Here is a 12,460-nt window from a genome sequence, read left to right as displayed (position 1 = left end):
GGTTTGGGACGACTTTTCAACCTCACTCCGTCAGCCCCGCCTTGCGACGGGGTCCCGCTTCTTCAGGCGGTCCGAAGAAGCGGGATGCCGGATCAAGTCCGGCATGACGGGGATATGAGTACCGTCGCAATACCCCGATCAGGCGTGCGTATAGCCCTGCCTAGTCGCGATCGACATTCATCGTCGTAGCGTACGTCCTTGACCTGACAGGGGGTATTTTGCCTGAATTTAGATGACCCTAGGTCGACACGCTCGGCCTTGATCCGGTTAGGCCGCTTCCGGCCTAGCGATTTTCAAGCAGGCGGACGGCGCTGATTTGGGCGTTGAAAGGACAACGGCGCAGACCTGACCATCGACGGCCGCCGTGAGAAGCAGGCCACCTGTGCCGGACGGCGACCAAGACACAGAGCCGCTTGCCCATCCGGCACCTGTCGGGCCATTCCATCCCCTTGCCTCAACCGGATTGCCAAGATCGTTGCTGCGGCGCAACATCGGGACATATCCGGGAGACCTCTGCCGTGCCTTATCTCCGCAGCCCGTTCCGGTTCCTGCTCCACTATATCCGCGTCCGCCCCTGGACCTTCCTGCTGCTCGGCCTGCTCGTCGCGGGTTCGTCGGTCAGTTCGATCGGGGTGCAATATGCGTTGAAGCTGCTGATCGACGCGATGACCGGCTCGGATCGCATCCGTGCCGCGGTCTACACCTTTCTCGGCGCCTTCCTCGCGCTGGTAGTGCTGGAAAGCGCGTTGCAGCGCGCCGCGGCGCTGACGCTCGGTCATGCCACGGTGGTGTCGGGGGTCGATATCCGGCTCGACATGGTCGATTATCTCACCGGGCATCAGATGCCCTTCTTCCAGAACCAGCGCGCCGGCTCGCTCGGCCATCGCGTGTCGGGGCTGGCGGGGATCTTCGGCGCGATCGTCCACCGCCTGCTCCAGGAGGTGACGCCGCCGCTGATCGCCTTCGTCGGGGCGATGATCATTTTCGTCAGCATCGATCCGGGCATGGCGCTGGTGCTCGGCGTGGTGTTCGTGATCGTCACCGTCGTTCTGGTGGTGCTCGGGCTGCAGGGGCACGTCCACCACAAGGCGTTCGCCGAACATGCCGGCACCGTCGGCGGCGAGCTGGTCGATCTGATCGGCAACATCTGGGTGGTGAAGGCCTTCGCAGCGCACCGGCGCGAATTGTCGCGATTGCAGGGCTTCCTCGACGACGAGGCGAGCGCGCAACGCCGCGGCTGGTTCTTCGTCGAGCAGATGCGCGGGCTGCACGACCTCGCGCTCGCGATTCTCGTCGGGGGCACGCTGATCTGGGCGATCGGGCGCTGGTCGGCGCATGCGATCTCGACCGGCGACGTCGTCGTGATCAGCACGATGACCTTCCGCATCCTGCACGGTTCGCGCGATCTCGCGATGGCGCTGATCGATACCAGCCAGCAATTCAGCTATCTGCGCGAGACGCTCGACATCATCGGCGTGCCGCAGACGCTGAGCGACGCCGATCAGGCCAGCCGGCTGCGCGTCGGCGAAGGGCGGGTAGAGCTGTCGCACGTCACCTTCGGCTATGATCCGTCGCATCCGGTGCTGCACGATCTGTCGCTGGTCATCCCGGCGGGGCAGAAGGTCGGCATCGTCGGACCGTCGGGTGCGGGCAAATCGTCGCTGCTCCAGCTCATCCAGCGCTTCCACGATCCGCAGGGCGGCCATGTCGCGATTGACGGCCAGGATATCCGCGAGGTGACGCAGGAGAGCCTGCGCGACGCGCTCGCGGTGGTGCCGCAGGAGGTAATGCTGTTCCACCGCTCGGTGATGGAGAATATCCGCTTCGCCAAGCCGGATGCGAGCGACGAGGAGGTCTATCGCGCGGCGCAGACCGCCGGTTGCGACGATTTCATCCGTCGCCTGCCGCACGGCTATGACAGTATCGTCGGCGAGCGCGGCACCAATTTGTCGGGCGGGCAGCGCCAGCGGATCGGCATCGCCCGCGCCTTCCTCAAAAATGCGCGCGTCGTGCTGCTCGACGAGGCGACCTCGGCGCTCGATTCCGAGTCGGAACTCGAGGTGCAGAACGGGCTGGAGGCGCTGATCGAAAATCGCACGGTGATCGCGGTCGCGCACCGGCTGTCGACGATCGCCGGCTTCGATCGCGTCGTCGTGCTGGTCGACGGCCGCGTCGTCGAGGACGGGCCGCCGCAGCAATTGCTCCGCCAGAAGGGCGGCGCGTTCCGGCAATTGTGGGTGATGCAGGTCGAGGGACTCGATCGCAGCACCGGCATCTCCGCCGCCGGCGAGCGGCTGCGCCACCTCTCCGACAAGAGCCGCGAGCATCTCGGGCGGATGGTGCGCAACGCCTGGCAGGGGGTGACCGAAAGGACCTGATCGGCCGCTTGCATCCATGTCTCTGAAGTGACACAACAGTGTCACAAAAGTGAAACCTGCCGTTCAGGTGGGAGAAGGAGACGATGCAATGCGTATGATTGTCGCGACGCTGCTGGCGGGTGCATGCCTGACGACGCCAGCACTGGCCACGGACCGGACGGGCTATCAGGCGATCGCCGCGGGCGATTTCACCGCGGCGGCGAAACGGATCGAGGCGGAGCGGCGGATTTTTCCGGATCGCCCCGAGTTGATGCTCAATCTGGCGGTCGCCTATGCGCGGATCGGCCGCGCCGCGGATGCGCGCACGCTGTATGACGACGTGCTGCAGCGCCCGGCGGTGGCGATGGACATGCCCGATGGCGCGGTGGTGTCGTCGCACGATATCGCGACGCGCGGTTTGTCACGGCTGCAGACGCGGATAGCGACGCGCTGAGCGCAGGGGGTGCGTTCGGTTATTCCGAATGCACCGTTATCGCTGAACGAGTTGGGACTTTTGCGAAGATCTACTCGGCCACTCGGTTAGGTGCAGTGTTCCTGCGAAAGCAGGAACCCAGGGCCAAGCAGAATAACAGCTAACGGCGTTCCGGACTCCTGGGCTCCTGCGTTCGCAGGAGCACGGGTGGGCTTCCGCATAGGTTTGATCCGAGTCCGGGGTGTCGGAGTGGATGAGACGTCGTCCCGCCCCCTCAGAGCCGCGGCAGGGTGACCCCGCGCTGCCCCATATATTTGCCCGCGCGGTCGGCGTAGCTCACCTCGCACGGCTCGTTGCCGCGCAGGAACAGGAACTGGCACGCGCCCTCATTGGCGTAGATCTTCGCGGGCAGCGGCGTGGTGTTGGAGAATTCCAGCGTGACATGCCCCTCCCAGCCGGGCTCGAGCGGCGTTACGTTGACGATGATCCCGCAGCGCGCATAGGTCGACTTGCCGAGGCAGATGACCAGCACGTCGCGCGGCACGCGGAAATATTCCACCGTTCGCGCCAGCGCGAAGCTGTTCGGCGGGATGATGCAGACGTCGGTCTTGCGATCGACGAAGCTGTTCGAGGCGAAGTCCTTCGGATCGACGATGACGCTGTCGATATTGGTGAACACCTTGAATTCGTCGGCGACGCGGGCGTCATAGCCGTAGCTCGACAGGCCATAACTGATGCAGCCGTCGCGCCGCTGCGATTCAACAAACGGCTCGATCATCGCATCGGCAAGCGCGCGGTCGCGAATCCAGCGGTCTGACATGACGGTCATGATGGTCCCCTTCGTCGCGCCCTTTTGCCGGTTCGGGGCGAGGTGGCAAGCGTCGGCGCAGTCGCCTAGATTGTTGCGATGCGCCCGCTGATCGATCTCGCCCACCGCCTGCGCCGCCGGACGATGGCGCTGGTCGGCTGGCGGACGCGGGGCGTCAAGGTGATGGCGTTCGACCCCGACGGTCGGTTGTTGCTGGTCCGGCATCGGTACGGCCGGTCGGATCTGTGGATGCTGCCCGGCGGCGGCATCGCGCGGCGCGAGACGCCCGCCGCCGCGGCGGTGCGCGAGCTGGCGGAGGAAACCGCGTGTCGGCTCACCGCCGTGACCGAAGCGGGGCGCTACGAGGCGCGCACGGAGGGGCGGCGCGACACCGTCTTCCTGTTCCGCGGCACGACCGGCGATGCGCCGGTGCCTGATGCGGTCGAACTGGCCGAGGCGCGCTTCTTCGCGCTCGATGCGCTGCCCGCGGGCGTGTCGCCGGCGACGGCGCGGCGGATCGCCGAACATCGTGGCGTCGCGGCACCGGATGGCCGCTGGTAGGCTTGCCGCGTCAGGGGAACGCGCCCACGGTCGCCGTCCGCAACACAGGGATATCCGTTATGACACTCAAGGTGGTCGCATTCGTCTCGGTGAAGCCCGGACAGGAAGAGGCATTCGTCGCCGCGGCGAAGGCCTGCGTCGCCGCGTCGCGCGACGAGCCGGGGACGCTCCAGTACGAGCTGTGGCGCGAGACCGAGGGCGCGCGGCGCTTCGTCTTCAACGAGCTGTACGCCGATCAGGCCGCGGTGGCGGCGCATATGCAATCGGCGCATTTCAAGGCGTTCGGGCTGGCGGCGCGCGATCTGGCCGCGGCGCGCCCGGAGATCATCGTCACCGAGGCGGTGGACGTGGCGGGGTAGGGCCGGCCCGACCCCGCTGGCCGCATCGCCCGCAATCCGCTATCACGCGTCATGCTCCGCATCACCGAATTGAAGCTGCCCCTCAACCATCCCGAGGAGGCGCTGGCGGCCGCGATCCGCAACCGGCTGCGTATCACGCCGCGCGATCTCGTCCGCTATACCGTGGCGCGGCGCGCGCACGACGCGCGCGACAAGATGGACATCCATTTCGTCTATTCGGTCGACGTCACCGTCAAGAACGAGGCGCCGCTGCTTGCCCGGTTCAAGCGCGACCGCCACGTCAACCCGACGCCGGACACCGGCTATCGCTTCGTGACGAAGGCGCCCGCCGGCTATGCCGGGCCGCGGCCGGTGGTGGTCGGCGCGGGGCCGTGCGGGCTGTTCGCCGGGCTGATCCTCGCGCAGATGGGGTTCCGGCCGATCATCCTCGATCGGGGCAAGGTGGTGCGCGAGCGGACCAAGGACACCTGGGGCCTGTGGCGGCGCAGCGAGCTCAACCCCGAATCGAACGTCCAGTTCGGCGAGGGCGGCGCCGGCACCTTCTCCGACGGCAAATTGTGGAGCCAGATCAAGGATCCGCGCCATCTCGGCCGCAAGGTGCTGACCGAGTTCGTCAAAGCCGGCGCGCCGCCCGAGATCCTCACCGAGGCGCATCCGCATATCGGCACCTTCCGCCTCGTCACGATGGTCGAAAGCATGCGCGCGACCGTCGAGGCGCTCGGCGGTGAATATCGCTTCCAGCATCGCGTCGACGATGTCGAGATCGCTACCGATGCCGCGGGCAACCGCCGCGTCTGCGGCCTGCACTTGCAGACCGGCGAGCGGCTGGACACCGACGGGCCGGTGGTGCTGGCGCTCGGCCATAGCGCACGCGACACCTTCCACATGCTGCACGAGCGCGGGGTGTTCCTCGAAGCCAAGCCCTTTTCGATCGGCGTACGGATCGAGCATCCGCAAAGCTGGATCGACGAGGCGCGGTTCGGCCCGTGCGCGGGCCATCCCGATCTCGGCGCGGCGGCCTACAGCCTGTCGCACCATTGCAGGAACGGGCGGACGGTCTACAGTTTCTGCATGTGTCCGGGCGGGACGGTGGTCGCCGCCACCTCCGAGCCGGGGCGCGTCGCGACCAACGGCATGAGCCAATATTCGCGCAACGAGCGCAACGCCAATTCGGGGATCGTCGTCGGCATCGATCCCGCGCGCGACTATCCTGGCGAGCCGCTCGCGGGCATCGCCTTGCAGCGGCATTGGGAGACGCGCGCGTTCGAGGTCGGCGGCGGCGGCTATATGGCGCCGGCGCAGCGGCTGGGCGATTTCCTTGCCGGGCGGCCGTCGACGCGGCTGGGCAATGTCATCCCGTCGTACCGGCCGGGGGTGCACCTCACCGATCTCGCCGACTGCCTGCCCGATTTTGCGGTGACCGCGATGCGCGAGGCGCTGGTGGCGTTCGGCCAGCAGATTCCGGGCTACGACCATCCCGATGCGGTGATGACCGGGGTCGAGACGCGTACCTCGTCGCCGGTGCGGATCACGCGCGGCGACGATTTCCAGAGCGTCAACACCGCCGGCCTGTATCCGGCGGGCGAGGGGGCGGGCTATGCCGGCGGCATCCTGTCGGCGGCGGTCGACGGCATCAAGATCGCCGAGGCGGTGGCGCGCGATCTGATGGGGATGCGGCCGGCGCTGGCCGACGCGGCTTAGGTTTCGCACGAGGCGCGCACGTAGGTGTGCGGTGGCGCGCTTACATCCGGTTCGCGGCTGCCCCACCTTGCCCGTCACCCCGGACTTGTTCCGGGGTCCACCGGGCCGCAAAGGCATGGCAAGAGGCTCTGGCCGTTCTCCCCGCCGCAAGGTGGACCCCGGAACAAGTCCGGGGTGACGAATCCCTGGGGTGACGTTTTCGCGCGAAGTCGTTCAAAACCGGGTAAAAGGTTTCAGTCCGCAACTGCCTTGTTTGTGCCATCGGCGAGTTCTATACTAAGCGATATGGAAAGCATGACCCTCTCGCACGCCGATCCGGCACCGCTGCCCCTCAAGGGGCGGCCGCGCGAGTTCTGCACCGATGCCGCGCTCGCCGCGGCGCTGCGCGTGTTCTGGAGCAAGGGCTATGAAGGCGCCTCGCTCGCCGATCTGACCGACGCGATGGGGATCACCCGGCCGAGCCTCTATGCAGCGTTCGGCAACAAGGAGGCGCTGTTCCACAAGGCGCTCGACCTCTACGAGGCGGAGAAGCTCGCTTATACCCGCCAGGCGCTCGAACAGCCGACCGCGCGCGGCGTCGCCGAATGCTTCATGCGCGGCGCCCTCGCGATGCAGACCAGCCAGTGCGGCGATCCCAAGGGCTGTCTCGGCGTGATCAGCGCGATGCCCTGCGGGGCGGAGGCCGATTCGATCAAGGCGGACGTGATCGCGCGACGCGCCTCGTCGCAGGCGGCACTCGTCGAGCGGTTCGAGCGGGCCAAGGCGGAGGGCGATCTGCCCGCGCACGTCGATGTCACCGGGCTGACCTGCTATCTCTACGCGCTGCTGCAGGGGCTGGCGGTGCAGGCCGGATCGGGCGCGAGCCGCGCCGATCTGGAACGGCTGGTCGAGACCAGTCTGGCGATCTGGCCGACCCGCTAGGCCGCGTGCCGCGGCGGCTGACGTGGCTGCTGCTGGTGGCCGGGCTGGTCGCGCTGGTCGTCGCGGCCGGTGCGCACTGGGCGGAGGGCGCGGCGCGCACCGCCGCCGACCGCGAGGCGACGACGCTGGCACGGACCCACGCCGGGCTACTCGCCAGCGAATTGCAGAAATTCCGGCTGTTGCCGCTGGTCCTCGCCGAATATCCCGACGTGCCGCGGGCGCTCGCCGGCGGTGACGCGGCGGCGGTGCACGGCCTCGACGAGACGCTGGAGCTGCTCGCCGCGCGCACCGATGCCGCGGCGCTCTACGCCATCGACGCGCGCGGTCGCGCGGTGGCGGCGAGCAACTGGCGCTTGCCGACCAGCTTCGTTGGACAGGATTACACCTTCCGCCGCTATTTCGCCGAGGCGATGGCGCGCGGCGCCTCCGAATTGTTCGCGCTCGGCACGGTGAGCGGCCGGCCGGGCCTGTATCTGGCGCGGCGGATCGATCGCGAGGGCAGAGCGCTCGGCGTGATCGTCGTCAAGGTCGAGTTCGACCGGTTGGAACGCGAATGGGCGCAATCGGCCGGGGCGACGATCCTCACCGACGCGCGTGGGCTGATCCTCGTCACCAGCGTGCCCGGCTGGCGATTCCACCCGACCCGGCCGGTCGATGCCGCGACGCGGGCGGCGCTGCGGCGGTCGCGCCAGTTCGGCGAATCGCCGCCGGCAACGCTCGCCTTCGTCGCCGACGGTCGCGATATCCGGGTCCGGCAGGATGGGCGGATGGTGCGCTATCGCATCGCCGCGGTGGCGGCGCCGCTCGCCGGCAGCCGGGTGCTGCATTTGACGCCGCTGCGGCCGTCGCTCGCCGCGGCACGCGCGCAGGCGGCGCTGTGGGGACTGGCGCTCCTCCTGCTGGTCGGGATCGCCGGCGGCATCGGCCTGCGCGCCGCCAACAGGCGCCGGTCGCAGGCGCGGGCGCGCGAATCGCTCGAACGCGAAGTGGTGCGGCGCACGGCCGAACTGCGCGAGGCCAATGCGCGGTTGATCGTCGAATCGCAGGAACGCGGCGAGGCGGACCGCCGCTTCCGCGCCGCGCGCGAGGAACTGGCGCAAGCCAACCGGCTCGGCTCGCTCGGCCAGATCACCGCCGGCGTCGCGCATGAGATCAACCAGCCGCTGGCCGCGATCCGCACCTTTGCGGAAAATGGCGCGATCCTGCTCGATCGGGGCGGCGCCGATCGCGCGCGCGAGAACCTCGGCCGGATCGTCGACCTGACCGACCGGATCGCGACGATCACCGGCGAATTGCGCGCCTTCGCCCGCCGCCGCACGCCGTCGCGCGGCGCACCGACGCTGGGCGCGGCGATCGAGGGGACGATGCTGCTGATCGGCGAGCGCGCGCGTGGCGTCGTGGTCGATGCGGTCGCCGACGATCTGCGCGCACGCCGCGTCATCGCCGACCGCATCCGGCTGGAGCAGATTCTGGTCAATGTGATCGGCAATGCGCTCGACGCCGTGGCGGGGCGCGACCCGCGCCGCGTGACGATCGACGCCGTGCTGGAGGAGGATCAGGTGATCGTCCGCATCGCCGACACCGGACCCGGCATCGACCCGAGCCTCGACGAGACGCTGTTCACCCCCTTCGCCTCCGCCAAGCCCGAGGGGCTGGGGCTCGGCCTCGCCATCGCCCGCGATATCGCGCGCGAATTCGGGGGCGAGCTGGCGCTGGCGCCGGACGGCCCCGGCGCGACCTTCCTGCTGACGCTGCGGCTGGCATGAGCGAGCAGAGCGTCCTGTTCGTCGAGGATGACGAGGCGCTGCGCTTCGCGACGGTGCAGGCGCTGGAGCTGGCCGGCCTGTCGGTGCGCGCCTTTGCCGGGGCGGAGGCGGCGCTCGCCGCGCTGCCCACCGATTTCGACGGGGTCATCGTCTCCGATATCCGCATGCCGCGGATCGACGGGCTGCAATTGCTCGCCCGCGTCCGCGCGCTCGACAAGGACCTGCCGGTGATTCTCGTCACCGGCCACGGTGACGTGCCGATGGCGGTGGCGGCGTTGCGCGACGGCGCGTTCGACTTTCTGACCAAGCCGTTCGCGACCGATCATCTCGTCGCCGCGATCGCGCGGGCGCTGGAGCGACGCGCGCTGGTGATCGAGAACCGCCGGCTGCGCGCCGCGCTCGCGGCGGGGGAGACGGACAGTCCGCTGATCGGCGAGAGTGCGGCGATGGTGCGGCTGCGCGGCGCGATCGAGCGGCTGGCGACGGCGGATCTCGACGTGCTGGTCGAGGGCGAGACGGGGACGGGCAAGGAGCTGGCGGCGTTGCTGCTGCACCGGCTCGGGCCGCGCCGGGCGCGGCCGTTCGTCGCGGTCGATTGCACGACGCTGAGCGAAGACGGCGGCGCGGCCGATCTGTTCGGTCATGCCGCCGACAGCGTCGCGCATACGCGGCTGTCGCGCGTCGGCGCCGTCGTCGCATCGAGCGGCGGCACATTGTTGCTCGATGCGGTCGACGATCTGTCGCCGGCGATCCAGGCGGCGCTGCTGCGCGTCATCGAGGAGCGCGAGGTGCAGCCGATCGGCGCCGAGCGCGCCGAGGCGGTCAATCTGCGCGTCGTCGCGACGAGCCGCGGCGATCTCGCGGCGGCGGCGGCGGCGGGGCGGTTCCGCGGCGACCTGTACCATCGGCTGGCGATCACGCGGCTGCACCTGCCGCCATTGCGCGAGCGCGAGCACGACCGGATGCTGCTGTTCGCCGCCTTCGTCGATCAGGCGCGCGAGGCGCTGGCGCGGCCGGATCATGCGATCGGGGAGGCCGAGCGGCATCACGTGCTGGCGCATGGCTGGCCGGGCAATGTGCGCGAACTGCGCAATTACGCCTTCGCCTGCGTCCTGGCCGCGGACGACGCCCCCGGGGAAGACCGGCAGGACCTGCCGAGCCGGGTCGCCGAATTCGAAACGCGGGTGATCGTCGACGCGTTGCGCGCCAGCGCCGGTAACGTCGTCAAGGCGGTCGAGCTGCTCGGCATCCCGCGCAAGACGTTGTATTACAAGCTCGGCCGCTACGGCATCGACCCCGATGCGTTCCGCCGGCAGGGCACTTAGGCACGAGCGACATTCAGGGTGTTGGAAAAATTCCTCCCCCTGGCGGGCAGGGCTATCGGATATGGTTGCGGTGATGAGGCTCGATCGGTTTCCTCATCAAATTCGTCACCCCGGACACGTTCCGGGGTCCACCAGGCCACAGGGGAACGGTGTCGAATCAAGCTTTTCTCCTCGCCGCAGGGTGGGCCCCGGAACAAGTCCGGGGTGACGGGGTAAGCTTGGAAGACGACCGGCTCGCACGAGTGTCCATATGCGATAGCCCCCCGCCGGGGGAGGACTTGCCTGATCGTCGATCCGGCCTAGGCCGCCATCGCCGAGGCCGCGTGGCGCAGCGAGTCGATGTCGCGGTCGATCGTTGCGGTCAGCGCCGCGACCAGCGTCGAATCGTCCTCGCCGGAGCGCATCATGCCGTGGTGCAACATGCCAAGCGACATGATGAGAATGACGTCGGTCACCGCTGACCGTCGCTCGGCAAGCGCCGCGCCCGGCGCCAGCATCTCGAGCGCATTGAGCATCAGTTCACGCACGTCGCGATGCGTGGCGTTGAACACCGCCGCGATGCGGGTGTTGCGCGCCGCCTCGGCGAGGATCTCGGCGAACAGCCGCGGATCGCCGTCGTCCTCGCCCGGCGTCACCAGTTGATGGATCCAGTCGCGCACGGCGTGCGCATCCCCGTCCTGGATGGCGCGGCGGAGCGAATCGGCCGCGAGGAACGACCGGCAGTCCGAATTGACGATCGCGGCGACGATATCCTCCTTGGCGGAGAAATCGCGGTACAACTGGCCCACCGCGACACCCGATTCGCGCGCGATCTGGGCGATGCCAGTGCCATGGAAGCCGTTTTCGATGAACAGCTTGCGAGCCGCCTCAATGACCCGATACCGACGCATTTCCGCATTGTTTCGTTGTGCACCGCAACAAATATTCGAGTCGATCATTCCATCCTCGTCGGCATGCCTTGACGCCTGTTCATCACTGGTTGTAGCAGGGCGTGAGTGATCGATCACTCACATTCTTACTAGCGGACAATTTGCATGGCGAATATGCGACACGGGGTGGCGGTGCTTGCGTTGGCACTGGCATTGGCGGCGTGCGGCGGCGGCAACCAGCAGCAGCAGCAGCAGGCGCCGCAAGGCCCGCCGCAGGTCGGTTACCTCGTGGTACGTGAACAGCCGGTGACGCTGACCACGGAACTGCCGGGGCGGACCACGGCCTATGAGACGTCGGACGTGCGTCCGCAGGTCAACGGCCTGATCCTCAAGCGCCTGTTCACCGAAGGCGACATGGTGCGCGCCGGGCAGCCGCTCTACAGCATCGATCCGGCGCCCTATGAGGCGCAGGTCGCCAGCGCGCGCGCCGCGCTGGCCCGTGCCCGGGCGAACATCGCGTCGACCGCGGCGCTGGCCCGCCGCTATGGCGAACTGGTCAAGATCAACGCGATCGCCCGCCAGGAATATGAGAATTCGCAGACCAGCGCGCAGCAGGCGCAGGCCGACGTCGCCGCGCAACAAGCCGCGCTGCGTACCGCGCAGATCGATCTGGGCCGCACGACGATCCGCGCGCCGATCTCCGGCCGGATCGGCCGCTCGCTGTCCACCACCGGTGCGCTCGTTTCCGCGTCGCAGACGCAGGCGCTGGCGACGATCCAGCGGCTCGACCCGATCTACGTCGACATCCAGCAGTCGAGTGCCGGCCTGCTCAAGCTGCGCCAGCAGGTGATGAACGGGCAGGTGACGCGCGACGGCAACGCCCGCGTCAAGCTGACGCTCGAGGACGGCACCGAATATGGTGCGCAGGGGACGCTGCGCTTCGCCGACGTCACCGTCGATCCGACGACGGGGTCGCAGACGATCCGCGCGCTCTTCCCCAATCCGCAGGGCCTGTTGCTGCCCGGCATGTTCGTCCGCGCCTCGCTGGTCGAGGGGACGCAGGCCAAGGCGCTGCTGGTGCCGCAGCGTGCGGTCAGCCGCGACGAAAAGGGGCAGGCGACGACGATTGTCATCGGCAACGACGGCAAGGTGCAGCCGCGCACGCTCCAGACCAGCCGCACGATCGGCGACAATTGGCTCGTCACCGGCGGCATCAAGCCGGGCGACAAGGTCATCGTCGAGGGCGGCATGATGCTGCGTCCCGGCATGGCCGTCCAGGGCAAGCCCTGGGATCCCAATGGCAAACCGGCCGCCGCACCCCAGGGTGCCGGCGCGCCCGCAGCTCAGGCGAAGTAACCGC

At 68.5% G+C, this 12,460-nt stretch carries 11 protein-coding genes; 9 read left to right on the top strand and 2 right to left on the bottom strand.

Annotation, left to right across the window (positions count from 1 at the left end; genetic code table 11):
• The first annotated feature begins 518 nt into the window (after positions 1 to 518).
• Both MC45_RS11595 and MC45_RS11590 read left to right on the top strand, forming a co-directional pair.
• Entirely contained in the window at positions 519 to 2,378 is a 1,860-nt protein-coding gene (locus tag MC45_RS11595; protein ID WP_038663266.1) for an ABC transporter ATP-binding protein, read from the top strand.
• An 88-nt stretch (positions 2,379 to 2,466) separates the two neighbouring features.
• Complete coding sequence (locus MC45_RS11590) at positions 2,467 to 2,811, top strand: tetratricopeptide repeat protein (protein ID WP_038663263.1); 345 nt, start codon at positions 2,467 to 2,469, stop codon at positions 2,809 to 2,811.
• Positions 2,812 to 3,064: 253 nt separating this feature from the next.
• Here MC45_RS11590 and dcd read toward each other — a convergent pair whose 3' ends face one another.
• Positions 3,065 to 3,619 (bottom strand): dCTP deaminase, encoded by a 555-nt coding sequence (gene dcd, locus MC45_RS11585; protein WP_038663260.1) that lies wholly within the window; start codon positions 3,617 to 3,619, stop codon positions 3,065 to 3,067.
• Between the two features lie 78 nt (positions 3,620 to 3,697).
• Here dcd and MC45_RS11580 point away from each other — a divergent pair, with 78 nt between their 5' ends.
• The 6 genes from MC45_RS11580 (at position 3,698) to MC45_RS11555 (ending at position 10,231) form a co-directional block, all read left to right on the top strand.
• On the top strand, positions 3,698 to 4,159 hold the full coding sequence (locus MC45_RS11580) for an NUDIX domain-containing protein (protein WP_038663257.1): 462 nt from the start codon (positions 3,698 to 3,700) through the stop codon (positions 4,157 to 4,159).
• 59 nt (positions 4,160 to 4,218) lie between these two features.
• Positions 4,219 to 4,518 carry a putative quinol monooxygenase gene (locus MC45_RS11575; protein ID WP_038663255.1) on the top strand — a complete coding sequence of 100 codons (300 nt, stop codon included), beginning with the start codon at positions 4,219 to 4,221 and terminating at the stop codon, positions 4,516 to 4,518.
• A 51-nt stretch (positions 4,519 to 4,569) separates the two neighbouring features.
• Positions 4,570 to 6,219: an NAD(P)/FAD-dependent oxidoreductase gene (locus MC45_RS11570; RefSeq protein WP_038663252.1), complete on the top strand. Its 1,650-nt coding sequence runs from the start codon at positions 4,570 to 4,572 to the stop codon at positions 6,217 to 6,219.
• A gap of 294 nt (positions 6,220 to 6,513) precedes the next feature.
• Positions 6,514 to 7,140: a TetR/AcrR family transcriptional regulator gene (locus tag MC45_RS11565; RefSeq protein ID WP_137899133.1), complete on the top strand. Its 627-nt coding sequence runs from the start codon at positions 6,514 to 6,516 to the stop codon at positions 7,138 to 7,140.
• Positions 7,141 to 7,145: 5 nt separating this feature from the next.
• Positions 7,146 to 8,906: a sensor histidine kinase gene (locus tag MC45_RS11560; RefSeq protein ID WP_038663247.1), complete on the top strand. Its 1,761-nt coding sequence runs from the start codon at positions 7,146 to 7,148 to the stop codon at positions 8,904 to 8,906.
• A complete protein-coding gene (locus MC45_RS11555; RefSeq protein ID WP_038663244.1) occupies positions 8,903 to 10,231 on the top strand; it encodes a sigma-54-dependent transcriptional regulator in 1,329 nt (442 codons plus the stop codon). Before MC45_RS11560 ends, MC45_RS11555 begins: the two co-directional genes overlap by 4 nt.
• Positions 10,232 to 10,530: 299 nt before the next feature.
• Here the strand turns inward: MC45_RS11555 and MC45_RS11550 are convergent, their stop codons facing one another.
• Complete coding sequence (locus MC45_RS11550; RefSeq protein WP_245640715.1) at positions 10,531 to 11,169, bottom strand: TetR/AcrR family transcriptional regulator; 639 nt, start codon at positions 11,167 to 11,169, stop codon at positions 10,531 to 10,533.
• Positions 11,170 to 11,274: 105 nt separating this feature from the next.
• Between MC45_RS11550 and MC45_RS11545 the strand changes: the two genes are divergently transcribed.
• The gene (locus tag MC45_RS11545) at positions 11,275 to 12,456 is read left to right on the top strand and encodes an efflux RND transporter periplasmic adaptor subunit (protein ID WP_038667217.1); all 1,182 of its coding nucleotides are present in this window, start codon (positions 11,275 to 11,277) and stop codon (positions 12,454 to 12,456) included.
• Positions 12,457 to 12,460 lie beyond the last annotated feature (4 nt).

Origin of the sequence: Sphingomonas taxi, assembly GCF_000764535.1 — a bacterium.
GTDB lineage: Bacteria > Pseudomonadota > Alphaproteobacteria > Sphingomonadales > Sphingomonadaceae > Sphingomonas > Sphingomonas taxi.
Note: the sequence above shows the minus strand (reverse complement) of the source record. Positions and strands in the feature narration are given on the sequence as shown.

What these genes read in the sequence shown, in the direction of transcription:
- MC45_RS11545 (WP_038667217.1), top strand. Translation starts at nt 11,275, where the DNA reads ATGCGACACGGGGTGGCGGTGCTTGCGTTGGCACTGGCATTGGCGGCG.
- dcd (WP_038663260.1), bottom strand. Translation starts at nt 3,619, where the DNA reads ATGACCGTCATGTCAGACCGCTGGATTCGCGACCGCGCGCTTGCCGAT.
- MC45_RS11570 (WP_038663252.1), top strand. Translation starts at nt 4,570, where the DNA reads ATGCTCCGCATCACCGAATTGAAGCTGCCCCTCAACCATCCCGAGGAG.
- MC45_RS11565 (WP_137899133.1), top strand. Translation starts at nt 6,514, where the DNA reads ATGACCCTCTCGCACGCCGATCCGGCACCGCTGCCCCTCAAGGGGCGG.
- MC45_RS11575 (WP_038663255.1), top strand. Translation starts at nt 4,219, where the DNA reads ATGACACTCAAGGTGGTCGCATTCGTCTCGGTGAAGCCCGGACAGGAA.
- MC45_RS11590 (WP_038663263.1), top strand. Translation starts at nt 2,467, where the DNA reads ATGCGTATGATTGTCGCGACGCTGCTGGCGGGTGCATGCCTGACGACG.
- MC45_RS11580 (WP_038663257.1), top strand. Translation starts at nt 3,698, where the DNA reads ATGCGCCCGCTGATCGATCTCGCCCACCGCCTGCGCCGCCGGACGATG.
- MC45_RS11555 (WP_038663244.1), top strand. Translation starts at nt 8,903, where the DNA reads ATGAGCGAGCAGAGCGTCCTGTTCGTCGAGGATGACGAGGCGCTGCGC.
- MC45_RS11550 (WP_245640715.1), bottom strand. Translation starts at nt 11,169, where the DNA reads ATGATCGACTCGAATATTTGTTGCGGTGCACAACGAAACAATGCGGAA.